This is a genomic window from Gordonia iterans (genome assembly GCF_002993285.1).
In the GTDB taxonomy this organism is placed as follows: Bacteria; Actinomycetota; Actinomycetes; order Mycobacteriales; family Mycobacteriaceae; genus Gordonia; species Gordonia iterans.
This window is the reverse complement of record NZ_CP027433.1, coordinates 2,125,805-2,147,424: the sequence shown is the minus strand read 5'-3', so window position 1 is coordinate 2,147,424 and position 21,620 is coordinate 2,125,805. Positions and strand designations below refer to the sequence as shown.

Below are 21,620 nucleotides of genomic sequence, written 5' to 3'. Positions count from 1 at the left end.
TCAGGTGAGCGCTCTCGACCGGTACCTGTATCCGCGCGTGGACACCCCGCGCATCCTGACGATGATCCTCTGGCCGATCAGCATCATGATGATCCTCCAGCGTTCGGTGATCATGGCGGTCAACGGCGCCCGGACCGACGACTTCACCACCGTCTACAACGCCTCGCTGAACTTTCTCAACCGGCGCCCGGTGTACGCGGAGAACTACACGACGGTCGATCCGCACTATCTCTACCCGCCGTCGGGGACCTTGATGATGTCGCCGCTGGCCGTTCTGCAGCCCGACCACGCGCGCTGGCTGTTCATCGCCGCGAGCGTAGTGGCCCTGGTTCTGAGCGCGTACCTCCTGGTGCGGATGTTCGGCTACCGCGCCGACAGTTGGGTGTTCCCGGCCGTGCTGCTGTTCTTCTTCAGCACCGAGACCGTCTCGAACACGCTGATCTTCACCAACTTCAACGGTTTCGTGCTGCTCGGCATGATCGCCTTCCTGATGCTGCTGCGCAGCGACTCGACGGTCCGGGGCGGCGACTGGTGGGCGGGCGTCTTCATCGGCCTGACCATCGCGGTCAAGCCCGTGCTGGCGCCGCTGATGCTGCTGCCGCTGCTGCAACTGCGCTGGAAGGTCTTCGTCACCGCGATCGGCGTGCCGCTGCTGCTCAACGTTCTCGCCTGGCCGCTGATCGTCGACTCGCGGAGCTTCCTCGACCGGACCCTGCCGTATCTGTTCGAGGCGCGCGACTACTACAACAGCTCGGTCACCGGCAACGCCCTCTACTTCGGCGTCGCGGACTGGCTGACCCTGGTGCTGCGGATCGCCTTCGTCGCGATGGCGATCTTCTCCCTGTGGTTCCTGTACCGCTACTACGCCGACACCGACGAACTGCTGTGGCTGACCACCTCGTCGGGAGTGCTGCTCGGCACCACGTTCCTGATCAGTTCGCTGGGTCAGGGGTACTACTCCATGCTGCTGTTCCCGCTGGTGATGTCGGTGTTCCTCACCGGGTCGGTGATGCGCAACTGGCCGGCCTGGCTCGGCGTGTACGGCTGCATGACGTTCGACGTCTTCGCCTCACGCGAGTGGGAGCCCTTCGGCCGGTACCTGGAGTACAACAAGGTGCCGCTGGGCTGGTCGCTGCTGATGATCGCGACCTTCTGCGTGCTCCTGTTCCGCTGGCTCGACATCCGCAAGGCCGGGCTGGACGACGCGCCGAAGGCGGAGCAGGCCGCGGCCGCCTGACCTCCGGTCCCGTCGTCCGGCGGAGCAGGCCGGGTCAGCCGTCGAGGCGCCGCAGCGTCAGGGACTGCGCCAGCGTGCCGACGGGGCCGTCCTCGTCGTGGAGGACGCTGGTGGTGAGGCCGATGCCACCGGGCCCGAACGCGACGCGGGTGTCGAGCCCGAGCCGCCTGCCGGTCGGCTGCCGGAACAGATGCGCGGTGAGATCGACGTTCGGGTACATCCACTCGTCCGGATCGCGGCGCAACGAGACGCCGTTGGCGTAGTCGAAGAACTTGGCGAACTCGCCCAGCACCGTGGACTCTTCGCCCGCCACCAGGTCGGCGTCGGCGGTGACCCACGCCCGCGCACGACCGCGCCGGGTGTCGCCGGACTGCACCGCCGTCACGCTGTCGATCGCCTTGCCACGCCAGCGCTTGAGCCAGGACTCCTCGGTGAGCTCCGCGGGACTGGGCAGCGGCGCGAACTCGTGCTCGTGGACGTCGGCGGTGTCGGAGGACTGCAGGAGCCACCCGCGTGCCCGGATCGTGGTGCGGCCCCCGATCTGCGCGACGGCCTCGACCAGTTCGATGGTGCGGCCGGGCCGGACCACCTCGATGCTCAAGTCGATCCGCTCGCGCGCGATCTGACCGAGCACCTCCAGGCTGAACCGGCTGAACGCCAGCTCCGGAGCGTGCGCCAGCCGCCACCGTTCCAGGTAGTCGATCACCAGGCCCGCAACCGGGGCGAGATGCAGGTCGTCGTCGTGCCAGGTGCCGCCTGCCAGTTCGGTCGGGAGGAACGAGCCGGTATCGATCCGGGTGAAGTAACTCGGCTTCTGCTGGTCCACCCGACCAATCTAACGCGGCGCGGTTCGGACTCCGACACCCGACTCATGCGCGGGCTACCGTGGATGCCATGACCGAATCATCGCGCGAATACCCCGCCGACCCGGCGGCCCTGACCGACGACGAGTGGCGGGCCAGACTCACCCCCCAGGAGTTCCGCGTGCTGCGCCGGGCGGGCACCGAGGCGCCGTTCGTCGGCGAGTACACCGACACCAAGACCACCGGCGTGTACCGCTGCCGTGCGTGCGGCGCCGAGCTCTTCCGCTCAGACACCAAGTTCGACTCGCACTGTGGCTGGCCCTCGTTCTTCACGCCTCTGGCGGGTGACGCGGTGATCGAACGGCGCGACGACTCGCTGGGCATGACGCGGACCGAGGTGCTGTGCGCCAACTGCCACAGCCACCTGGGACACGTCTTCGCCGGCGAAGGCTACGACACCCCCACCGACCTGCGGTACTGCATCAACTCGATCAGCCTCGACCTGGAGCCTGCCGACGACTGAGCGGCCCGCGACGGCGCGCCCCGCACGTCGGTTCCGCGCATCGGCGCGCTCCGCGAGCGAATCCGCGGAACGCACAGTCGTGACCGCGCCGATCCGCGGTATGTTCAGCGGCCCGAACCGCCGATCACGGCAGGGCGGTGACGAGCGCCTCCGGGGTCACGCGCGGGCCGGTGAAGAAGGGGATCTCGACGCGCACGTGGTAGCGAGCCTCGGTGGCGCGCAGGTCGCGCATCAGGTCGACGATCCGGTGCAGCTCGGGGGCCTCGAAGGCCAGCAGCCACTCGTAGTCGCCGAGGGCGAACGCCGGCACGGTGTTGGCGCGGACGTCCTTGTAGCCGCGCGCCGCCTTGCCGTGATCGGCGAGCATCTTGCGACGTTCGTCGTCGGGCAGCAGGTACCACTCGTACGACCGCACGAACGGATACACGCACACGTAGGCGCCGGGGTCCTCACCGGCCAGGAACGCGGGAATGTGGCTCTTGTTGAACTCCGCCGGCCGATGCAGCGCGGACGCGCTCCACACCGGATCGCTGAGCGTGCCCAGGACGGTGGTGCGGCGGAACGACGAGTACGCGTCCTGCAACTGCTCGATGGTCTCGGCGTGCCACCAGAACATGAAGTCCGCATCGCCGCGCATGCCGGCGACGTCGTAGATCCCGCGGACCACGACGCCCTTGGCCTCGAGTCCGGCGACGAACTCCTCCAGGTCGGCGATCGCCGCGGAGCGGTCCTGCGGCAGTTCCCCGGCCCGGATCTTGAAGACCGAGAACATCAGGTAGCGGACGGTGGCGTTGAGTTCGTCGTAATCCAAGCGAGCCATGACTCTCATAGTGCCACCCCGGTCCGCGAGGCCTGCCTCACAGTCCCGCCACACCGGACCGGGTGCAGGAATCCGGACAGTCTGGCTTCGACACGGCCGTCGTCGCTGCGCTCCTCCGCCCGGCTCAACCAGCGACTACCGAGCGGCCAGGGTCTCAACGCCGCCCAGCTCAACCAGCGACTACCGAGCGGCCAGGGGTCTCAACTCCGCCCGGCTCAACCAGCGACTACCGAGCGGCCAGGGTCTCAACGCCGCCCAGCTCAACCAGCGACTACCGAGCGGCCAGGGTCTCAACGCCGCCCAGCTCAACCAGCGACGGCCGCGGGGCTCGACTCCGCTCGACCAACGAGGACGGTCGGCCGGGGGTCGCGACTCTGCTCGACCGACACGGACGACGGTCGAGGCTCTAGCGCGTCAGATGCTCGACGACCCGTACCGCGGCACGGCGTGCCGAGGCGATGCACGCGGGAACGCCGACACCGCCGAACGCCGCGCCGGCGAGGGCGACACCCGCGGGGAGACCGCGCTGAGCCGCGCGCATGGCGGCCAGGTGCCCGGGCGCATACTGCGGGAGCCCCTCGGGCCAGCGCTGCACCACGGCGTCCTTGATCACCGCAGACGCGACGCCTGCCGCTTCGAAGTACAGCCCGAGGTCGCGCGCCGCCCAGTCGAGGAGGGTGCGGTCGTCGGCGGGGACCGGCTCACCGAGCCGTCCGAACGAGACCCGCAGCACCGGCGGCCCGGACTCCGTCAGGTGCGGCCACTTCTGTGACGAGAACGTCACTGCTTTGCTCCGCATCCCGGCATCGGTGGCGACCAGGATCCCCGAGTGCTCCGGCAGCACGCTGCCGGGCGCCAGCACGCAGCCGACCACCGCGGAGCCGGCCGGCATCACCTGAGCGAGCAACCCGGCCGCCTCCGGCGCCACCGCGGCGAGCAGCCCCTCGGCCCGCCACGGCGGCACCGCGATCACCACGCCGTCGTACTCGGCCGACCGGCCCTCGTAGTCGAGCGCGAATCCGCCCGGCCCGCCGTCGACCGCTCGCACGGGAGAACCGGCCACGACACGGGGCGCACCTGCGTCGAGGAGCGCGTCGACGAGTGCCTGGTAGCCGCCCCGCAGGGCCCCGAACACCGGACCGTTCACCGCCGCCGACGCACTGCTCAACGACTGCACCGCAGCGGTCAGCGAACCCGCTCCGTCGTCGAGCGCCTGTGCCAGAGCGGGAACCGCGTCGGCCACGCCGAGGTCGTCGGCCACGGCCGAGTAGACGCCGCCGAGCATCGGGTCCACGCTGCGGCTCACCGTGAGCGAGCCGAAACGCTCGCGCACCAGCGCGCCCACCGACACCGGCTTCCCCGGGGTCCAGTCCAGCGGGCGGTGCGGTTCGTCGTCGATCCGGGCCCGCGTCTCGTCGTCGATCAGACCGCCGAGGACCGCCGAATCGCCGGGTATGCCCATCACCGCAGGCGCGGGCAATCGATGCAGCGCTCCCCCGGACCAGATCGCCGGGCGCCGCGGACCGGGCGACACCACTTGGCCGGCCAGCCCCAGCTCGGTCACCAGACCGAGCGCCTCCGGCCGGCGCACGATGAACGCCTCGGCACCCAGGTCCATCGGCGTCGCTCCCACCGGACGGGTGCGGAGCAGGCCGCCGGGACGCTCGTCCTGCTCGTAGACGTCGATGACCGCGTCGTCACCGAGCTCCCGGCGCAACGCATACGCGGCCGTGAGCCCCGAGACTCCCCCGCCGACGACGGCGACCCGCGTCCTCACAGCGTGTGGATCAGCTCGACCGCCCGCGTGATGGCCTCGGGATCGGTGTCGGGCAGGACGCCGTGACCGAGGTTCAGGATGTGCCCGAGCGCACCGGCATCGACGGCCCGCTCGCCCTCGCGGATGATGCGGGCCAGTTCACGCTCGATCACCGCGTGACCCGCCATCAGCACGGTCGGGTCCAGATTGCCCTGGATCGCGACACCGTAACCCACGCGTTCGGCCGCGACGTCCAACGGCACCCGCCAGTCGACACCGATCACGTCCGCGCCGACCTCGGTCATGGCCGCCAACAGCTCGCCGGTGCCGACGCCGAAGTGGATCCGCGGCACGCCGTACCCGGCCACCTCGGCCATCACCCGCGCCGAGTGCGGCGCGACGTAAGTCTCGTAGGTCGCCGCCGACAGGGCACCGGCCCATGAGTCGAACAGTTGCACCGCGTCGACGCCGGCGTCCAGCTGGGCGTGCAGAAAGCCGATGGTGATGTCGGTCAGGGCGCCCATCAGCTCGTGCCAGAGCGCCGGCTCGGCGAGCATCATCGTCTTGGTCCGCTGGTACGTGCGGCTCGGACCGCCCTCGATCAGGTACGACGCCAACGTGAACGGCGCACCGGCGAAGCCGATGAGCGCGGTGGTGTCAGGCAGTTCGTCGAGGATGAGACCGATCGCCGCGGTGATCGCCCCGACCTCGCCCCGCTCGAGCCTCGGCAGTGCCGCCACGTCGGCGGCGGTGCGCACCGGATCGGCGATCACCGGTCCCGTTCCGGCGACGATGTCCAGATCGATCCCGGCCGCCTTCAACGGAACGACGATGTCGGAGAACAGGATCGCGCCGTCGGTGTCGTGGCGCCGCACCGGCTGCATGGTGATCTCGCACACGAGTGCCGGGTCGAAGCACGACTCCAGCATGCCGCGGTTGGCGCGGATCGCCCGGTACTCGGGCAGCGACCGGCCCGCTTGTCGCATGAACCACACCGGCCGCCGGGACGGGGTCTTCCCGGTGGCCGCCGCGATCAGCGGCATCCGGTCGTTGTTGCGGCGTCGGTTCACCTGGGTCATGGGTTCCACTGTGCCATGAGGGCGCCCGCGGACCCGAAACGCGAGCCCGGTCCGGCCGGCGGATCTGCGCGGCGCGCCTCCGGCACGAACGGAGACTGAGAGTTTACTGTGACGCGTGTGACAACAGGAGCACATACCGAGCCCGCCGACTTCACCGAGGCGGTGCAATCCCTGCACGCCGCCGTCGTGCGGCCGGAACTCGAGGTGGGCTCGATCCGCCCGCCGCAGCGTCTCGCGCCGTACAGCTACGCGCTCGGGGTGGAGGTGTCCCCGCCCGACGTCGACGATCCCGCGCTGGTACCCGCGGAGTCGGCCGGCAGTGCCTTCGGCCGACTGGTGCTGCTGTACGACCCCGCGGGCCACGACGCGTGGAACGGCACCTTCCGTCTGGTCGCCTTCATCCAAGCCGAGGTCGAGGCCGATCTGGCCGGTGATCCGCTGCTGCCGGAGGTCGCCTGGGAATGGCTCACCGAAGCCCTGGGGATCCCGCGGGGCAGCACGGAATCTCTGCCGCCGCTGGGGACCGACGTGCCCGCCGTGCTGGCCCTGGGCGGCACCGTCACCGCGACCACCTCCGTCCGCTACGGCGACATCGCCGGTCCGCCACGGGCCCATCAGCTGGAACTGCGCGCCTCGTGGACGTCGAGCAGCAGCTCGCTCACCGGGCATCTCGAGGCGTTCTGCGAAGTCCTCGCCAGCGTCGCCGGCCTGCCGCCGGCCGGAGTGGCCGCCCTCGGCCGTCCGGCCACGACATGACCGCCGACCGGCCGGACGAGGCGGCGGCGGCGGACGACGGCGCCGACGAGGTCACCCCGTTGCTCGCGCCGGCCGACGGCGTCCCGCCCGTTCTCAGCAGTCCGGTCGAGTTCGGCGACGCCGCGCAGGCCCTCACCGAGGGTTCAGGCCCCGTCGCGCTCGACACCGAACGCGCCTCCGGCTATCGCTACTCTCAACGTGCCTACCTGATTCAGTTGCGCCGCAACGGCTCCGGCAGCTTTCTGATCGACCCGATCGAGCACCCGGAGGCCCTATCCGAGGTGATCGATGCCCTCGACGGCCCCGAGTGGATCCTGCACTCGGCCGAGGACGATCTGCCCTGTCTCCGAGAGCTCGGTTTCCGCGGCGCACGCCTTTTCGACACCGCGGTGGCCGGCCGACTGCTCGGCCTGCCGAAGGTGAACCTCGCCGCGATGGTCGCCCACTTCCTGCACCTCGGGCTGGTGAAGGGCCACGGCGCCGCCGACTGGTCGCACCGACCGCTCCCCGACGAGTGGCTCAACTATGCCGCGCTCGACGTCGAGGTTCTGGTGGAACTGCGCCACGCGATGCACCAGGCCCTGACCGACGCCGACCGGCTGGAGTGGGCGCTCCAGGAGTTCGACTACGTGCTGCACCGCCCGCCTAACCCGCCGCGCGCCGATCGCTGGCGACGGACGTCGAACCTGCACACGCTGCGCACGCCGCGGCAGCTCGCGATCGTCCGCGAACTGTGGACCGCACGCGAGGAGGTCGCCGCCCGGCGGGACGTCGCCCCCGGCCGGGTTCTGCCCGATTCGGCGATCATCACCGCGGCCACCGCGGCGCCGACCACCGAGGCGGCCCTGACCCGCCTACCGGTGTTCGGCGGACCCCGGCAGCGCCGCCAGGCCCGGACGTGGCTGTCGGCCGTCACGCGCGCACTGGAACTCGACGACCGTGATCTGCCGCCCCGTAAGCAACAGTCCTCCGGACCGCCGCCGATCAACCGGTGGGAGCAGCGGAATCCCGCCGCTGCGCGCCGGATTCACGAGGTCCGGCCTGCGGTCAAGGAATGCGCCGAAGGCCTCGGGCTGACCCCCGAGGTCTTGCTCGCTCCCGACCTGGTGCGCGAACTGTGCTGGGAGGGAATCGATCACACTTCCGTCGCCGATGTAGAGGATTGGCTCCGGAGCCGTGGTGCACGGCCGTGGCAGACCGAGATCACCGGCCCGGTGATCGCCGAGGGCCTCAGCCGAGCGTCGGGTCCGCGGCGATCCGCTTGACCAGGTCCGCACTGGTCAGACCGAAGTCGGCGAGCAGTTCGTCGCGCGTGGCATGAGTGACGAACTCCTGCGGAATGCCCAGCTGACGCACCGGGACGTCCACCGCGACCGATGAGAGCGCCTCGTGCACGGCCGCACCGACGCCGCCGTGCACGCCGCCGTCCTCCAACGTCACCACCAGCCGGTGATCACCGGCCAGCGCGACGAGCGACGAGCCTACGGGAAGCACCCAGCGCGGATCGACGACGGTTGCGCCGATCCCCTGACCGGCGAGGTCCCGCGCCACCTCGACGCCGAGCTGCGCGAAGGCCCCGATCACGACGATGAGCACGTCGGCGTCGTCGCCCGTCTCGGGCCGGAACAGCACGTCGCCACCGTCGTCCAGCCGTTGCAGGGCCGGAATATCCTGCGGCACTGCGCCTTTCGAGAATCGCAGCGCGGTCGGTCCGTCATTGACCGAGAGCGCCTCGTCGAGCAGCTCGCGGAGCCGCCCGGCGTCGCGCGGCGCGGCGACCCGCATGCCGGGAACGATGGACATCAGCGACAGGTCCCACATGCCGTGGTGGCTGGGGCCGTCCGGCCCGGTGATGCCGGCGCGGTCGAGCACCAGGGTCACCGGCAGATTCAGCAGCGCCACGTCCATCAGCAGCTGGTCGAAGGCCCGGTTGAGGAAGGTCGAATAGATCGCCAGCACCGGGTGCAGGCCGCCCAGGGCGAGCCCGGCCGCCGAGGTCATCCCGTGCTGTTCGGCGATTCCGACGTCGAACATCCGGTCCGGATACTCCTCGCCGAACGCACGGAGTCCCGTCGGTCCCGGCATGGCCGCGGTGAGAGCCACCACCTCGGGACGGGCCGCGCCCTGCTTGACCAGTTCCTCGGAGAACACCGAGGTCCAGTCCGGCGCAGCCGAGCCGTGCGCCACCCCCGTCGCCGGATCCATCTTGCCGGTGGCGTGCATCTGCTCGGCGACGTCGTTCTCGGCGGGTGCGTAGCCCATGCCCTTGCGCGTGACGGTGTGCACGATCACCGGGCCTCCGAAGGACTTCGCCTGGGCGAACGCCTCTTCCAGTGACTCCAGGTCGTGACCGTCGACCGGGCCGACGTACTTGATGCCCAGATCGGAGAACATCGCCTGCGGAGCGACCAGGTCCTTGACCCCGCTCTTGAGTCCGTGGAGCACCGCATAGGCCGCATCTCCGAGTACCGGCGTGTTCTGCAGCACTTTCCGGCCCCCGGCCAGGAACTTCTCGTACCCGGGCTGCAGTCGCAGTCCGGACAGGTGCCGGGCCAGGCCGCCGATGGTCGGTGCGTACGAGCGGCCGTTGTCGTTCACCACGATCACCACCGGACGGTGGCCGTCGGCGATGTTGTTCAGCGCCTCCCAGCACATGCCTCCGGTGAGCGCCCCGTCGCCGACCACGGCGACCACCGTACGGTCCTGTCCGGTCAGCTCGAAGGCCTTGGCCAGACCGTCGGCGTTGGAGAGCGCGGCCGACGCGTGCGAGGACTCGATCCAGTCGTGCGGGCTCTCGTGCCGGTCCTGGTAGCCCGTCAGCCCGTCGCGCTGCCGCAGCGTGTCGAAGCGGTCCTTGCGCCCGGTCACGATCTTGTGCACGTAGCACTGGTGCCCGGTGTCGAACAGGATCGGGTCGCTCGGCGAATCGAAGACCCGGTGCAGCGCCAGCGTCAGCTCCACCACACCGAGATTAGGTCCGAGGTGGCCGCCGGTCGCGGCGACCTTCTCGATCAGGAAGCGACGGATCTCCGCGGCCAGCTCCGCCATCTCGGCCTCACTGAGTCCCCGCAGGTCCGCCGGTGAATCCACCCTGTCGAGCACGCTCATTCGTCTCTCCTCGCCGCCCGCGGCCGCCTCGCACAAGCGCCGGGGCTTCGGCGCTGATGAAGGACAGTCTACGGACTCACCAGAAGCGCGATCGCCTCCACATGGTGCGTCAGCGGGAAGGCGTCGAACGCACGCCAGTCGAGCATCCGGTAGCCGCGGTCGACGTAGTCGCGCAGATCCCGGGCGAAGGCCGCGGCATCGCATCCGACATGCACGACCGCCCGGGGCCGGGCCGCCGTGACCGCCTCGATCACCGCGGCGCCGGCGCCGGCGCGCGGAGGATCAGCGATCACCACGTCGGGCGCCGGCAGACCGGGCACGACGGCGCCGGTGTCGCCGCGGTGCCGCCGGACCGGCTCGCCGGTCAACGCGCGTTCGGCGGCCGCCAGCGCGCCCGGATCGGTCTCCACCAGTTCGATCGACTCGACCGCCGGCCCCCCGGCCGCGGCCCCGTCGAGCAGTGCTGCCCCGAGTACCCCGGCACCGCCGTAGAGGTCCCAGATGCGCAACGGGCGCGACGACGGATCAGCGCGGGCGACGAAGTCCCGCACGGTCTGCGCATAGGCGTGCGGTGCGCACCGGTGGGCCTGCCAGAAGCCGGTGACCGGCACCCGCCAGAGGTGTCCTCCGACCTCCTGGGTCACCAGCTCGTCGCCGTCGAGCAGGCGCGACCGTCGCGGCGCGGACCGGCGGCCACGAGCGCTCTGAGCCGCACGGCGCCCGCTCGCTCCGCGCCGGTTACCCGGCACCGGGGCGAGCTCGGCGACGTGCCGGCCGCCGTCGGTCCCCTGTGCCAGCACGAGTTCGGCGCCCGGGGTCGGCGCGAGCCGGTCCAGTCCATCGAACAGGGCCGGTGCGGGACCGATGCACGCCGCGGTGACCAGCTCGGCCGAGCCGCGCACGCGCAGCCCGATCGCGCCGTCGGCGCCCACGGCGGGCCGGGTCCGCACCCGCCAGCCGGCCGGGTCCGGATCCAGCTCGGCCACCGCAGGAGCCTCGGGCACACCGGCGTCACCGGGTGTCAGGCGGCCGATCCGCCGTAGCACGTCCTCCAGCGCCGCGGTACGCAGCCGCGCCGCGTAGCCGGGTTCGGCATACGAGAGGTCGCAGCACCCGGCACCGGCCGCCGCCGCCGGACACAACGGGGCGACGCGGTGCACAGAGGGTTGCAGGACCGCTGTCACGTGGGCCTTGGCGAAGGCGGCGCGCCGATCGTCGTAGGACACCGAGACCCGTTCGCCGGGCAGCGCCCCGCGGACGAAGACCACCCGGCCGTCGTCGTCGCGGGCGACGCCCGCACCCCCGTTGGCGAAACCGGTGACCGTCAGTTCCGCGGCCGTCATCGCCCGACGCCCCGGTCGTCGTTGCGGCCGGCGCCCCCGAACCCGCGTCGGGTGTCGCCCGGCGCGGTGAAGTCGGCCTCGCTCCGCTGGGAGGCCTGCCGCGACGAGTCGAGTTGCCACGGCACCGAGGTGACCATGACGCCCGGTTCGAAGAGCAGCCGGGTCTTCAGGCGCAGGGCCGACTGATTGTGCAGGATCTGTTCCCACCAGTGACCGACGACGTACTCCGGGATGAACACGGTGACCACATCGCGTGGCGACTCCCGGCGCATCCGCCGGACGTAATTGATGACCGGCCGGGTCACATCGCGGTAGGGCGAGGCGATCACCTTGAGGGGGATGTCGATGTCGCTGTCCTCCCAGTTGGCGACCAGAGTCCGAGTGGCTCTTTCGTCGACGTTCACCGTCACGGCCTCCAGGACGTCCGGCCGGGTCGCACGCGCGTACCGCAGTGCTCGCAGAGTCGGCAGCAGCAACGACGACACGAGCACGATCGAGTGGGTGCGGCTCGGCAGCAGGCCGTCATCTGACTCGGCGGCCAGCGCGAGCTCGCGCTGCACCAGGCGGTAGTGGCGGTGGATCAGCTTCATGATGCCGTACAGCAACACCATCGCGACCACCGCGATCCAGGCGCCCGAGGTGAACTTGGTCACCAGCACCACCACCAGCACCGTTCCGGTCATCACCATGGCGACGACGCTGATCACCCGCGCGCGCTGCATCCGGGAACGCGCGTCCGGGTCGGTCTCGGTCCGCAGCAGGCGGGTCCAATGCCGCATCATGCCCGTCTGGCCGAGGGTGAAGGAGACGAACACCCCGACGATGTACAGCTGGATCAGGGCGGTGATCTCGGCGTCGAACGCGACGACGAAGGCCATCGCCGCGACCGCCAGGAACACGATGCCGTTGCTGAAGGCGAGCCGATCGCCCCGCGTGTGCAACTGCCGGGGCAGGTAGCGGTCCTGGGCCAGCACAGAACCGAGCACCGGGAAACCGTTGAAGGCGGTGTTGGCCGCCAGCAGCAGGATGAGCGCGGTCACCACGGTCACGAAGTAGAAGCCGGCCGGGAAGCCGCTGAAGACGGTCTCGGCGAGCTGCGCCAGGATCGACTTCTGCTGGTAACCGGCGGGCAGGCCGGTCAGCTCCGCACCCGGGTCGATCACGTACTTGGCGTGCAGCCGCTGGGCGAGCACGACGATGCCCATCAGCAGGACCACCGCGATGGCCCCCAGCATCACCAGCGTGCGGGCGGCGTTGCGGGACTTCGGCTTCTGGAACGCCGGCACCCCGTTGCTGATGGCCTCCACCCCGGTCAGCGCCGCGCACCCCGACGAGAACGAGCGGGCCACCAGGAACACCAGCGCGAGCATGGTGAGGTCGGACTGCTCGGCCACCAGCTCGTAGGCGGCCGTCTCCGCCTGCAGGTCGCGACCGAGCACCAAGATCTGCGCGAAGCCCCAGGTGAGCATCACGAACACGCCGAGGACGAAGGCGTACGTCGGGATCGCCATCAGGAAGCCCGACTCGCGCACGCCCCGCAGGTTCACCGCCGCCACCAGACCGATGCCCACCAGACAGAAGACCAGTTTGTGGTCGTGCACAAAGGGCACCGCCGAACCGATGTTCTCCGCGGCCGCCGTCACCGAGACCGCCACGGTCAGGACGTAGTCGACCAGGAGCGCGGCCCCCACCGTCACGCCGGCGTTGGGACCGAGATTGACCGTCGCCACCTCGTAGTCGCCGCCGCCGGAGGGATAGGCGTACACGTTCTGGCGGTAGGCCGCGACCACCACCAGCAGCACCACCGCAACGGCCAAGCCCACCCAGGGCGCGAACGAGTAGGCGCTGATCCCGGCGACCGAGAGCATCAGGAAGATCTCCTGCGGCGCATAGGCGACCGAGCTCATCGCGTCGGAGGCGAAGACCGGAAGCGCGATCCGCTTGGGGAGCAGCGTGTCGCGCATGCGGTCGCTGCGGAACGGGCGGCCGAGGAGCAGGCGTTTGACCGCCGTCGTCGCCGTGGATCTACCGGACACTCCGCCACAGTAGGCGCACTCTGCGAGTAACGTCCATCGGGTGCGCGTAATCATCATGGGCTGCGGCCGCGTGGGGGCGGGCCTGGCCACTGCGATGTCGCGGCGCGGCCACCACGTCGTGGTCGTCGACCGCGACCCGGCCTCGTTCACCCGGCTCGGCGACGACTTCACCGGATCCACGATCTGCGGCATGGGCTTCGACCGCGACGTGCTGATCAGCGCGGGCGTCCAGACCGCCGATGCCTTCGCCGCGGTGTCGTCCGGCGACAACTCGAACATCATCGCCGCGCGCGTGGCCAGCGAGATCTTCGGCGTCCGGCGCGTGGTCGCGCGGATCTACGATGCGAAGCGCGCCGCTGTGTACGAGCGGCTCGGCATCCCGACGGTGGCGACGGTCCCGTGGACCACCGAGCGATTCATCACCATGCTCGGCGAGACCCCGCGGACGCCCCTCTGGAACGACCCCAGCGGTTCCCTGGTGATCGCGCAGTTGGCTCTCCACGAGGAGTGGTACGGCGTCAGCTGCAGCAAGTTCCAGGAACTCACCGGCGCGCGGATCGCCTTTCTGCACCGGATGGGCGCGCCCGTGCTGCCCGAACCGCGCAGCGTGCTGCAGGCCGGCGACGAGGTGTTCGCCGCCGCCCTGGCCGCGCATCTGGACCAGGCACGCGCGGCCGCCGCGCTGCCTCCGGCCGAAGGAGCCGACTCGTGAAGGTGGCCATCGCCGGTGCCGGCGCCGTGGGCCGGGCCATCGCCCGGGAACTGACCGGGGCCGGACATCAGGTGACGCTCTTCGAGCGCAACCCTCGCTCGATCGACGCCGACGCCCTGCCTCAGGTGGACTGGATCCACGCCGACGCCTGCGAGCTGCAGGACCTCGAGCGGGCCGAACTGCAGACCTTCGACGTGATGATCGCCGCCACCGGCGACGACAAGGTCAACCTGGTGGTCAGCCTGCTCGCCACCACCGAGTTCGCGGTCAACCGCGTCGTCGCCCGCGTCAACGATCCCCGGAACGAATGGCTGTTCAACGAGGACTGGGGCGTCGACGTCGCGGTCTCCACACCGCGGCTGATGGCCGCCCTCGTCGAGGAGGCGGTGAGCGTCGGCGATCTGGTCCGCCTGATGACGTTCCGGCAGGGGCAGGCCAATCTGGTGGAGTTGACCCTGCCCGACGACACCCCGCTGGCAGGCAAGGCGGTCCGGCGGCTGCAACTGCCCCGCGACGTCGCCCTGGTGACGATCATCCGCGGCAAGCGGGTGATCGTCCCGCTCCCCGACGACCCGATCGAGGGCGGCGACGAGCTCGTGTTCATCGCCCCGGAAGAAGCCGAGAAGGAATTGCAGCGCGTGATGCGCATGCCGTCCTGACCGGCGCACTCGCCCCCGAATCCAGGCCTGAAAACCCTGCCCCACAAGGACTTTCGTCCTGTGAGAGCTTGCCCACTCAAATGCGCATCGGCGATACCGATTATGTTCTGATCGATGCATGCAGCTGACCCGCTTCACCGACATCGGCCTCCGCGTGCTGATGCGCCTGGCGGCCGGTTCCGGCGACCGGACGCACACGAGCTGCGGCCTCGCCGAGGAGCTGGCTGTGCCGCACACCCACGTTGCGAAGGTCGTCAGTCGGCTGTCCGAGATCGGCGTGGTGCACGCGCGGCGCGGGCGCGGCGGCGGCCTCAGCATCACCGCTCTCGGCCGTACCGCGGGCGTCGGCTGGGTCACCCGCGAACTGGAGGGCGCCGGCCCCGTCGTCGACTGCGACGGCGGCGCCGGCCCGGCCGGCCGGCCGTGTCCGCTCCGGGCCGACTGCCGCCTCCGCGGTGCGCTGGCCCGCGCCCAGCAGGCGTTCTTCGAGAGCCTGGACGCGCTCACCGTCGCCGATCTCGCCGAGGACTCCGCAGCGCTCCTGCTGTACCCGGCCTTTCCGGCCGCCACCGACTCCCGTGCCGAACGGGCACGGGCCGACGCGACCGTCACCGGCCGCGATCGCAGCCCCACCGCAGAGAACAGGAATCCACGATGATCTCCGACCAGACCCGCGACGTGCTCGCGGCGACCCTGCCCGCCGTCGAAGGCGCCCTCGACGACATCACGCCGAACTTCTACCACCGGATGTTCACCGCGCACCCGGAGTTGCTCGACGATCTGTTCAACCGGACCAACCAGCAGATCGGCACGCAGCCCAAGGTGCTGGCCGGATCGATCGCCGCCTTCGCCCGCCTGCAGTTGCATCCCGACCCCGAGGAGCAGCGGATCATCATCGAGCGCGTGGCGCACAAGCACGCCTCGCTGGGCGTCGTCGCCGAGCAGTACCCGATTGTGCACGAGCACCTGTTCGCCGCGATCGTCGAGGTCCTCGGCCCGGCGGTGACCCCCGAGGTGGCGGCCGCATGGGACGAGCTCTACTGGGAGATGGCCCACGTGCTGATCGGCCGCGAGTCCGAGCTGTACGCCGCGGCCGGGGTGGCGCCCGGCGATGTCTGGCGCACCGCCCGGGTCGTCGCCCGCGAACAGGTCAGCCCGGATGCGGTGTCGTTCACCCTGACCGGCGACGGTGACCCGCTGCCGTCGTTCGCCCCGGGCCAGTACGTCTCGGTGCAGGTCCCGCTGGACGACGGCGCTCGACAGATCCGCCAGTACAGTCTCACCGGCTCGCCCGACGATGCGCGCTGGCGGTTCTCCGTCAAGCGGGACGGCGAGGTCTCGACCCATCTGCACGAGCGGGTCTTCGAAGGCGACGAACTGCGAGTCAGCACCCCGTTCGGCGATCTCTCGCTGCCGGACGGCGATGCGCCGCTGCTGCTGGCCTCCGCCGGGATCGGCTGCACCCCGGTGATCGGCCTGCTGCACCACCTGGTCCAGACCGGAGACCCGCGGCCGGTCCAGGTCCTGCACGCCGACCGCTCCCGCTCGCGCCAGCCGCACCGCGGCGAGCTGGCCGAACTCGTCGGCCAACTGCCCACCGCGACCCTGCAGCAGTGGTATGAGAACGGCTACGACGCCGGCGACGGAGCGCGGGTGGGCCAGATGTCCCTGGACGAGATCAGCATCGACCCGGCCACCGTCGCACTGCTGTGCGGCCCGGCGGGCTTCCTCAGTTCCGTCCGCGGCGCCCTGTTGGACAAGGACCTCCCCGAGGACCGGATCCACTACGAGACCTTCGGCCCGGAACTGATCCGGGTGGGCGGGCGCAAGTGAGCACCGCTGTCGCGGTCGGCTCGGCGCTGGTCTTCCTCTGGCTCGGCATGGTGGTGGCGATCTCGTTCATCGAGGCGCCGCTGAAGTTCCGCGCACCGCACATCACGATTCCGCTGGGACTCGGGATCGGGCGCCTGGTGTTCCGGGCGCTGAACTCGGTGGAGGCGGTGATCGCGATCGCCCTGATCGCGATCGCCGCGGCCGGCGGCGGCTGGCCGACCGGCGCGACGGCCGGACTCGGCGTCGCGGTCGGCGCACTGGTGATTCAGGTCGCCGGGGTGCGCCCGGCGCTGTCCAGACGCACCGACGCCGTCCTCGCCGATCCTGACAACGTGCCCGAGCACCGCAGCACGGCGCATCTCTGGTACGTGGCGTTCGAAGTGGTGAAGGTGGCCGCCCTCGTCACGGCGGGCGTGTCACTCCTGAGTTGAGTGCAGTTCGTAGTACGGGTTGTAGATGACCTTCATCCCGTCGACGGTGGCGACGCGTCCGCGCACGGTGATCCGGCGACCGGGTTCGATACCCGGAATCCGGCTCCGCCCGAGCCATTTGAGCAGAACCGTGTCGCTGCCGTCGAAGAACTCGGCGACTACGCCACCGCCTCCGCGTCCCCCGGACTGCCGCAGCGCGCTCTTGGCACAGGTCTGCACCGCACGGAGTTCGCCGACCATCGTGACTTCGTCGCCGCGGCGGCAGTCCTTGGCCCGCTGTGCGCCTTCGGTGTGGCATTCGCGCTCGATCCGGTCGGAGTCGAGCGCGTCCAGATCCTCGGTGAGCAGTCGGCCCAGGCGCTTCATCAGTCCCGGCGTGCCCATGACGTCCTCCCGCGTATCGATGTGGTCGACCTCCACACTCTACGCCGCGCCGCCGAGGCTCTCATGCGCACCGTGATCATGATGGCCGGCACCGGCTCGGACGACGACTACCTGCGGAGATCGTTCGGTCCCGCGGTCGCCGCGGCCGGCGGCGCGTTGCGCGCGCTGCCCCCCACGGCTCGATTGATCGAGGACTACACGACCGCACTCGACGACGCAGCCGCCCAGGCTCGGGCGGACGGCCAGCAGATCGTCGTCGGCGGGGTCTCGATCGGGGCCGTCGTCGCAGTGCGCTGGGTGCTCGATCGGCGCGGCGCCGACTGCGCCGGAGTGCTCGCCGCGCTCCCCCCGTGGTCAGGACCGGCCGGCGACTCGCTGGCGGCGCTGTCGGCCCGGCTCACCGCGGACGCGATCGAGCGCGACGGACTGGAGCCGACCGTCGCCGCGATGGCGGCGAGCAGTCCCGAATGGCTCGCCGCCGAACTGAGCCGCTCATGGCGAGCTCTCGCCGCCCGGGACCTGGTCGGGCAGCTGAGGACGGCCGCACGTTACCCCGCACCGACGCCGGACCAGATCGCCCACCTGACCGTCCCGATGGCCGTCGTCGGGGCCCCGGACGATCCGCTGCACCCGATCGCGGTGGCCCGCTCGTGGGCCGAAGCCGCACCGCGCGCCGCACTCGTGGAGTCGCCGCTGACCGAGTGGGGTCCCCGAGAACACCGCCTGGGCCGGGCGTGCCTGAGCGCGTGGCGCTCGCTCACCGGCGACGGCGGGTAGAGCGAGCGACCGGTCAGGGGCAGGTGCCCGGCCCGCTCAGCGCCGCCGGCGACGCCGGCCGCGCAGGCGCTGCATCGCCGATCCGGTCGAGCGCGCCGGAGCCGGGTCGGCCTCGTCGTCCCCGGACTCGGTCGCGGAGCCGGCCAGTTCGTCGGGGTCGACCGTCTCGTCGCCGCTGAGCGCTTCGTCGTCGGTGAACACGGTGGCCGCGGCCGCCTGATCCACCGCGCCTCCGGGGATCACCTCGTCCCGGACCGGCGCGTCGGCCAGCGAGGACGCCGCGGCCGATCCCTCGGGCGAGATCCCCGCCTGCTCGGCCATCTGCTGCTGGGCCGCGGCGACCTGCTCGGCGAGTACCGGCGGCAGCACGAGCGGAAGCACCTCGCGCGGCGGGTAGGGCTCCTTGCCCCGGCGCACGACGGTCTCGGCCAGCACCGCGCGGGCGAGCTGGGCCAGCTGGGCGCTGTCGCCGTCCGGACCGCTGGCGACACAGCGGACCATCCACCGGGGACCGTCGACGCCGATGAACCGGTGCTCGCCGCCGGGCACCTTCGCGATCACCTCGCGACCCCAGTGCCCGTCCTCGATGGACGTGTCGGCGCCCTCCGCGGTGAGCGAGTCGGCCAACTCGCGGACCACCTCCCGCCAGAGGCCGTCGCTGCGCGGCGCCGCGAACGCCAGCACGCCGATGCGGCCGACCGGCGTCACCAGATAGACCGCCTCCGGCTCGTGCGAGGCCGACATCTCGACGGTGACCTGACCGCCCTCGACGACCGGCACCAGCACCGATCCGAGGTCCAGATGCGAGTTCGCCAGATCTGCGGCGGGAGTCTCCAGGTCGTTCAGATCGTAGGGTCCGGCGGTGTCGCCGATCCGATGCTTAGTCGCCATGGTTCAGCCTTCCGTGTCGTCGCCGGTGGGCGTGGTCAGAAGCGCATGTCCGCCGCTGGAGCCGTAGCCTCCGGACCCGCGCGCGGTCTCGTCGAGCTCGTCCACCTCGACCACCTCGGGCAGTTCGACCCGCTGCACCAGGAACTGGGCGATGCGGTCCCCGCGCGCGATCACGATGGGCGACTCGGGGTCGGTGTTCAGCAGGCACACCTTGATCTCTCCGCGGTACCCGGCGTCGACGGTGCCGGGAGCATTGACGATCGACAGTCCGGCCCGAGCCGCGAGGCCCGAGCGCGGGTGCACCAGGCCGACGGTGCCGTGCGGCAGTGCGACGGCGATGCCCGTGCCCACCAGCTGGCGGCGGCCCGGAGCGAGCTCCAGGTCCGTGGTGGAGTACAGGTCGATGCCCGCATCACCGTCGTGCGCGCGAGCGGGCAACGGGAGGTCGCGGTCGAGTCGGACCACGCGCAGCGGAGGGCAGGTGTGCAGCGGAGCGCAGGAGTTCTGGGCGGAAGTCACACCCGCAGCGTACTCGGCGCGCGCCGGACCCCGACCGACCCCGGCGCGCGTGGTGCCACCGGGCCCCTCCGCGTGGCCGGTGACGCTCGCCACGTCAGTAGGCTGTCCGATGTGAGCGACTCCGAATCCACCTCTGCATCCGCCGCCGACAGGTATTCCGAACGCCTGACCGTGCCCCTGTGGTGGTGGCTCTTCGGCGCGGGCCTGGTCGCCCTGCTCGGCTATCAGGCGCAGCTCGCGGCCTACCTTCAGTCCTGGAGCTTCGCCTTCTACCCGGTCCTCGGGGTGCTCGTCGCCTGGCTGCTCTTCTCGATGAGCCGCATGCGGATCCGGGTCGACGCCGACGGCACCCTCCACGCACACAAGGCGCTGCTGCCGGCCGACGTGGTGGCCCGCGGCGCCTCCGTTCCGCCGTCGGCGCGCAGCGCGGCGATGGGCCGCCAGCTCGACCCGGCCGCGTTCCTCGTGTACCGCTCGTGGATCAAACCGATGGTCCTGTTGGTGCTCGACGACCCCGATGATCCGACTCCGTACTGGCTGGTCTCCACCCGGCACCCGGAGAAGGTCCTGGCCGCGATGGGATTGACCGACGCCGCCGCCGCGGATGCGACCCAGCCCGCCGACGAGAATGGAGATGCGTGAGCGTCCGCGACGCGTGAGCCCCGCCCCGCCCGACACCTGCACCACACCGCGTGCGGTACACGGAGCCGAGTGCGCCCCACACACGACGACGGCCGGCCCCGATCCGAGGCCGGCCGTTGTCGTGTGTTCGCGGTCAGACGCAGTCGACGCAGATCAGCTGTCCGCCGCGCTCCTCGCCGAGCCGGTTGCGGTGGTACACCAGGAAACAGCTCGAGCAGGTGAACTCGTCGTCCTGCTTCGGGACCACCCGCACCGACAGTTCCTCACCCGAGAGATCGGCTCCGGGCAGCTCGAACGACTCGGCGGTGTCGGTCTCGTCGACGTCCACGTCGGCGGCGGCGGCCTCGTTGCGGCGGGCCTTCAGCTCTTCCAGCGAATCCGTCGCCAGGTCGTCGTCGTTGGTCCGCCGTGGAGCGTCGTAATCAGTCGCCATGATTTGCCTCACCCTGGTGTCGTCGTGCGTGTCAAAGTCTCTGCGGAGGCTCAGCTTGTGGCCGTCCCCCAAGCCCGATCCGCATTCGCGCAACGCGCCGGGCGCCCGAATTCTAGGTGAGTGTCACCACTGAGTCAAGGACGAGTGCTGTACGGCGCGCGCGCCGGTCGTTGACCGGGATCGCCGTGCCTCTGCCCTAGGCTTGGGCTCATGGTCTCCAAGTTCGCCACCGGGTATGCGACCGATGCGCAGGGACGCCCGTTCCGACGGCGCAATTACACACCGGCGATCGTCATCGTCACCGTGCTCGCGGTGCTCGCGATCGCCGCCTGGACTTTCGCGGCGGTGGGCGGCGACGAGAAGTCGTACCCGACCGACTGCAACCTCCCGACTGCCGCGGACGCCCCCCAGTTCCAGGTCGCCTCCCGCGCGGAAATGCTCAGCGTGGCTCCCGCCGCACAGTCGACCTTCAAGGTGACCGTCCTCAACTCCGGCGCTGCGCGCGGGCAGGCGCGGTCGGTGTCCGAGGATCTGGTGGCGCAGGGATTCGCCGCCGCCGATCCCGCCTACTCCGACGACACCGCGTACGGAGACGACCGACTGCACTGCGTGGCGCAGATCCGGTTCGGTCCCGGCGGACAGGGTGCGGCCGCGGCGGTGTGGCTCGCCGTCCCGTGCGCACAACTGGTGAACGACGGACGGGGCGGCACCGACATCGACGTCGCGCTCGGCGAGTTCTATCACGGCACCACACCCAGCCAGGATGCCCAGGCCGCGCTGGAAGCACTGCGCACGGTGGACCCGCGAAACCCGAAGTCCGGCGTCGATCGCACGCTGATCGACGCAGTCCACGCACAGTCCTGCTGATCGCTCCGCCC

At 70.8% G+C, this 21,620-nt stretch carries 23 protein-coding genes; 12 read left to right on the top strand and 11 right to left on the bottom strand.

The features are described from left to right. The first annotated feature begins 4 nt into the window (after window positions 1-4). Window positions 5-1,237 carry a glycosyltransferase family 87 protein gene (locus C6V83_RS09850; protein WP_105942263.1) on the top strand — a complete coding sequence of 411 codons (1,233 nt, stop codon included), beginning with the start codon at window positions 5-7 and terminating at the stop codon, window positions 1,235-1,237. A 34-nt stretch (window positions 1,238-1,271) separates the two neighbouring features. Here the strand turns inward: C6V83_RS09850 and C6V83_RS09845 are convergent, their stop codons facing one another. Next, entirely contained in the window at window positions 1,272-2,063 is a 792-nt protein-coding gene (locus C6V83_RS09845) for a thioesterase family protein (RefSeq protein WP_105942262.1), read from the bottom strand. A gap of 68 nt (window positions 2,064-2,131) precedes the next feature. On the opposite strand from C6V83_RS09845, the gene msrB reads away from it, so the two are divergent. Next, window positions 2,132-2,563, top strand: coding sequence for a peptide-methionine (R)-S-oxide reductase MsrB (msrB, locus tag C6V83_RS09840; protein WP_105942261.1), 432 nt, complete (start codon window positions 2,132-2,134; stop codon window positions 2,561-2,563). Window positions 2,564-2,687: 124 nt separating this feature from the next. Here msrB and hemQ read toward each other — a convergent pair whose 3' ends face one another. From hemQ to hemE, 3 genes are all read right to left on the bottom strand, one after another. Beyond that, window positions 2,688-3,383, bottom strand: a complete 696-nt coding sequence (gene hemQ / locus C6V83_RS09835) for a hydrogen peroxide-dependent heme synthase (RefSeq protein ID WP_105942260.1) — start codon at window positions 3,381-3,383, stop codon at window positions 2,688-2,690. 406 nt (window positions 3,384-3,789) lie between these two features. Beyond that, entirely contained in the window at window positions 3,790-5,160 is a 1,371-nt protein-coding gene (gene hemG / locus C6V83_RS09830; RefSeq protein ID WP_105942259.1) for a protoporphyrinogen oxidase, read from the bottom strand. Further along, window positions 5,157-6,182, bottom strand: coding sequence for a uroporphyrinogen decarboxylase (hemE, locus tag C6V83_RS09825; RefSeq protein WP_105943852.1), 1,026 nt, complete (start codon window positions 6,180-6,182; stop codon window positions 5,157-5,159). Before hemE ends, hemG begins: the two co-directional genes overlap by 4 nt. 153 nt (window positions 6,183-6,335) lie before the next feature. Between hemE and C6V83_RS09820 the strand changes: the two genes are divergently transcribed. Together C6V83_RS09820 and C6V83_RS09815 are read left to right on the top strand one after the other, a co-directional pair. Beyond that, complete coding sequence (locus C6V83_RS09820) at window positions 6,336-6,974, top strand: DUF3000 domain-containing protein (RefSeq protein WP_105942258.1); 639 nt, start codon at window positions 6,336-6,338, stop codon at window positions 6,972-6,974. Continuing rightward, entirely contained in the window at window positions 6,971-8,239 is a 1,269-nt protein-coding gene (locus C6V83_RS09815) for an HRDC domain-containing protein (RefSeq protein ID WP_105942257.1), read from the top strand. Before C6V83_RS09820 ends, C6V83_RS09815 begins: the two co-directional genes overlap by 4 nt. On the opposite strand, the gene dxs is transcribed toward C6V83_RS09815, so the two are convergent. From dxs to C6V83_RS09800, 3 genes are all read right to left on the bottom strand, one after another. Next, window positions 8,205-10,082: a 1-deoxy-D-xylulose-5-phosphate synthase gene (dxs, locus tag C6V83_RS09810; RefSeq protein WP_105942256.1), complete on the bottom strand. Its 1,878-nt coding sequence runs from the start codon at window positions 10,080-10,082 to the stop codon at window positions 8,205-8,207. The two genes, C6V83_RS09815 and dxs, sit on opposite strands and share 35 nt — an antisense overlap. A 68-nt stretch (window positions 10,083-10,150) precedes the next feature. Further along, the gene (locus C6V83_RS09805) at window positions 10,151-11,425 is read right to left on the bottom strand and encodes a class I SAM-dependent RNA methyltransferase (RefSeq protein ID WP_105942255.1); all 1,275 of its coding nucleotides are present in this window, start codon (window positions 11,423-11,425) and stop codon (window positions 10,151-10,153) included. Beyond that, window positions 11,422-13,461: an APC family permease gene (locus C6V83_RS09800; RefSeq protein WP_407646147.1), complete on the bottom strand. Its 2,040-nt coding sequence runs from the start codon at window positions 13,459-13,461 to the stop codon at window positions 11,422-11,424. Before C6V83_RS09800 ends, C6V83_RS09805 begins: the two co-directional genes overlap by 4 nt. Before the next feature lie 40 nt (window positions 13,462-13,501). On the opposite strand from C6V83_RS09800, the gene C6V83_RS09795 reads away from it, so the two are divergent. The 5 genes from C6V83_RS09795 (at window position 13,502) to C6V83_RS09775 (ending at window position 17,096) form a co-directional block, all read left to right on the top strand. Further along, window positions 13,502-14,173, top strand: coding sequence for a potassium channel family protein (locus tag C6V83_RS09795; protein ID WP_105942254.1), 672 nt, complete (start codon window positions 13,502-13,504; stop codon window positions 14,171-14,173). After that, the gene (locus C6V83_RS09790; protein ID WP_105942253.1) at window positions 14,170-14,832 is read left to right on the top strand and encodes a potassium channel family protein; all 663 of its coding nucleotides are present in this window, start codon (window positions 14,170-14,172) and stop codon (window positions 14,830-14,832) included. Before C6V83_RS09795 ends, C6V83_RS09790 begins: the two co-directional genes overlap by 4 nt. 118 nt (window positions 14,833-14,950) lie before the next feature. Beyond that, on the top strand, window positions 14,951-15,490 hold the full coding sequence (locus tag C6V83_RS09785; RefSeq protein WP_105942252.1) for an RrF2 family transcriptional regulator: 540 nt from the start codon (window positions 14,951-14,953) through the stop codon (window positions 15,488-15,490). After that, a complete protein-coding gene (locus C6V83_RS09780) occupies window positions 15,487-16,665 on the top strand; it encodes a globin domain-containing protein (protein ID WP_105942251.1) in 1,179 nt (392 codons plus the stop codon). Before C6V83_RS09785 ends, C6V83_RS09780 begins: the two co-directional genes overlap by 4 nt. Continuing rightward, complete coding sequence (locus C6V83_RS09775) at window positions 16,662-17,096, top strand: hypothetical protein (RefSeq protein WP_105942250.1); 435 nt, start codon at window positions 16,662-16,664, stop codon at window positions 17,094-17,096. The genes C6V83_RS09780 and C6V83_RS09775 overlap by 4 nt, the downstream gene beginning before the upstream one ends. On the opposite strand, the gene C6V83_RS09770 is transcribed toward C6V83_RS09775, so the two are convergent. Then, window positions 17,082-17,480 carry an OB-fold nucleic acid binding domain-containing protein gene (locus C6V83_RS09770; RefSeq protein WP_105943850.1) on the bottom strand — a complete coding sequence of 133 codons (399 nt, stop codon included), beginning with the start codon at window positions 17,478-17,480 and terminating at the stop codon, window positions 17,082-17,084. The genes C6V83_RS09775 and C6V83_RS09770 overlap by 15 nt on opposite strands. Before the next feature lie 63 nt (window positions 17,481-17,543). Here C6V83_RS09770 and C6V83_RS09765 point away from each other — a divergent pair, with 63 nt between their 5' ends. Continuing rightward, entirely contained in the window at window positions 17,544-18,257 is a 714-nt protein-coding gene (locus tag C6V83_RS09765) for an alpha/beta fold hydrolase (RefSeq protein WP_105942249.1), read from the top strand. A 36-nt stretch (window positions 18,258-18,293) separates the two neighbouring features. Here the strand turns inward: C6V83_RS09765 and C6V83_RS09760 are convergent, their stop codons facing one another. After that, window positions 18,294-19,148: a DUF3710 domain-containing protein gene (locus C6V83_RS09760; protein WP_105942248.1), complete on the bottom strand. Its 855-nt coding sequence runs from the start codon at window positions 19,146-19,148 to the stop codon at window positions 18,294-18,296. A gap of 3 nt (window positions 19,149-19,151) precedes the next feature. Beyond that, entirely contained in the window at window positions 19,152-19,667 is a 516-nt protein-coding gene (gene dut / locus C6V83_RS09755) for a dUTP diphosphatase (RefSeq protein ID WP_105943849.1), read from the bottom strand. 111 nt (window positions 19,668-19,778) lie between these two features. Between dut and C6V83_RS09750 the strand changes: the two genes are divergently transcribed. Further along, window positions 19,779-20,309, top strand: coding sequence for a DUF3093 domain-containing protein (locus C6V83_RS09750; RefSeq protein ID WP_105942247.1), 531 nt, complete (start codon window positions 19,779-19,781; stop codon window positions 20,307-20,309). 133 nt (window positions 20,310-20,442) lie between these two features. Here C6V83_RS09750 and C6V83_RS09745 read toward each other — a convergent pair whose 3' ends face one another. After that, window positions 20,443-20,742 carry a DUF4193 domain-containing protein gene (locus tag C6V83_RS09745; protein WP_105942246.1) on the bottom strand — a complete coding sequence of 100 codons (300 nt, stop codon included), beginning with the start codon at window positions 20,740-20,742 and terminating at the stop codon, window positions 20,443-20,445. Between the two features lie 210 nt (window positions 20,743-20,952). Between C6V83_RS09745 and cei the strand changes: the two genes are divergently transcribed. Beyond that, entirely contained in the window at window positions 20,953-21,609 is a 657-nt protein-coding gene (gene cei, locus C6V83_RS09740; RefSeq protein ID WP_105942245.1) for an envelope integrity protein Cei, read from the top strand. The last annotated feature ends 11 nt before the right edge of the window (window positions 21,610-21,620 follow it).

What these genes read in the sequence shown, in the direction of transcription:
- hemE (WP_105943852.1), bottom strand. Translation starts at nt 6,182, where the DNA reads ATGCCGCTGATCGCGGCGGCCACCGGGAAGACCCCGTCCCGGCGGCCG.
- msrB (WP_105942261.1), top strand. Translation starts at nt 2,132, where the DNA reads ATGACCGAATCATCGCGCGAATACCCCGCCGACCCGGCGGCCCTGACC.
- C6V83_RS09805 (WP_105942255.1), bottom strand. Translation starts at nt 11,425, where the DNA reads ATGACGGCCGCGGAACTGACGGTCACCGGTTTCGCCAACGGGGGTGCG.
- C6V83_RS09745 (WP_105942246.1), bottom strand. Translation starts at nt 20,742, where the DNA reads ATGGCGACTGATTACGACGCTCCACGGCGGACCAACGACGACGACCTG.
- C6V83_RS09815 (WP_105942257.1), top strand. Translation starts at nt 6,971, where the DNA reads ATGACCGCCGACCGGCCGGACGAGGCGGCGGCGGCGGACGACGGCGCC.
- C6V83_RS09785 (WP_105942252.1), top strand. Translation starts at nt 14,951, where the DNA reads ATGCAGCTGACCCGCTTCACCGACATCGGCCTCCGCGTGCTGATGCGC.
- hemQ (WP_105942260.1), bottom strand. Translation starts at nt 3,383, where the DNA reads ATGGCTCGCTTGGATTACGACGAACTCAACGCCACCGTCCGCTACCTG.
- C6V83_RS09770 (WP_105943850.1), bottom strand. Translation starts at nt 17,480, where the DNA reads ATGGGCACGCCGGGACTGATGAAGCGCCTGGGCCGACTGCTCACCGAG.
- cei (WP_105942245.1), top strand. Translation starts at nt 20,953, where the DNA reads ATGGTCTCCAAGTTCGCCACCGGGTATGCGACCGATGCGCAGGGACGC.
- C6V83_RS09780 (WP_105942251.1), top strand. Translation starts at nt 15,487, where the DNA reads ATGATCTCCGACCAGACCCGCGACGTGCTCGCGGCGACCCTGCCCGCC.
- dxs (WP_105942256.1), bottom strand. Translation starts at nt 10,082, where the DNA reads ATGAGCGTGCTCGACAGGGTGGATTCACCGGCGGACCTGCGGGGACTC.
- C6V83_RS09765 (WP_105942249.1), top strand. Translation starts at nt 17,544, where the DNA reads ATGCGCACCGTGATCATGATGGCCGGCACCGGCTCGGACGACGACTAC.
- C6V83_RS09760 (WP_105942248.1), bottom strand. Translation starts at nt 19,148, where the DNA reads ATGGCGACTAAGCATCGGATCGGCGACACCGCCGGACCCTACGATCTG.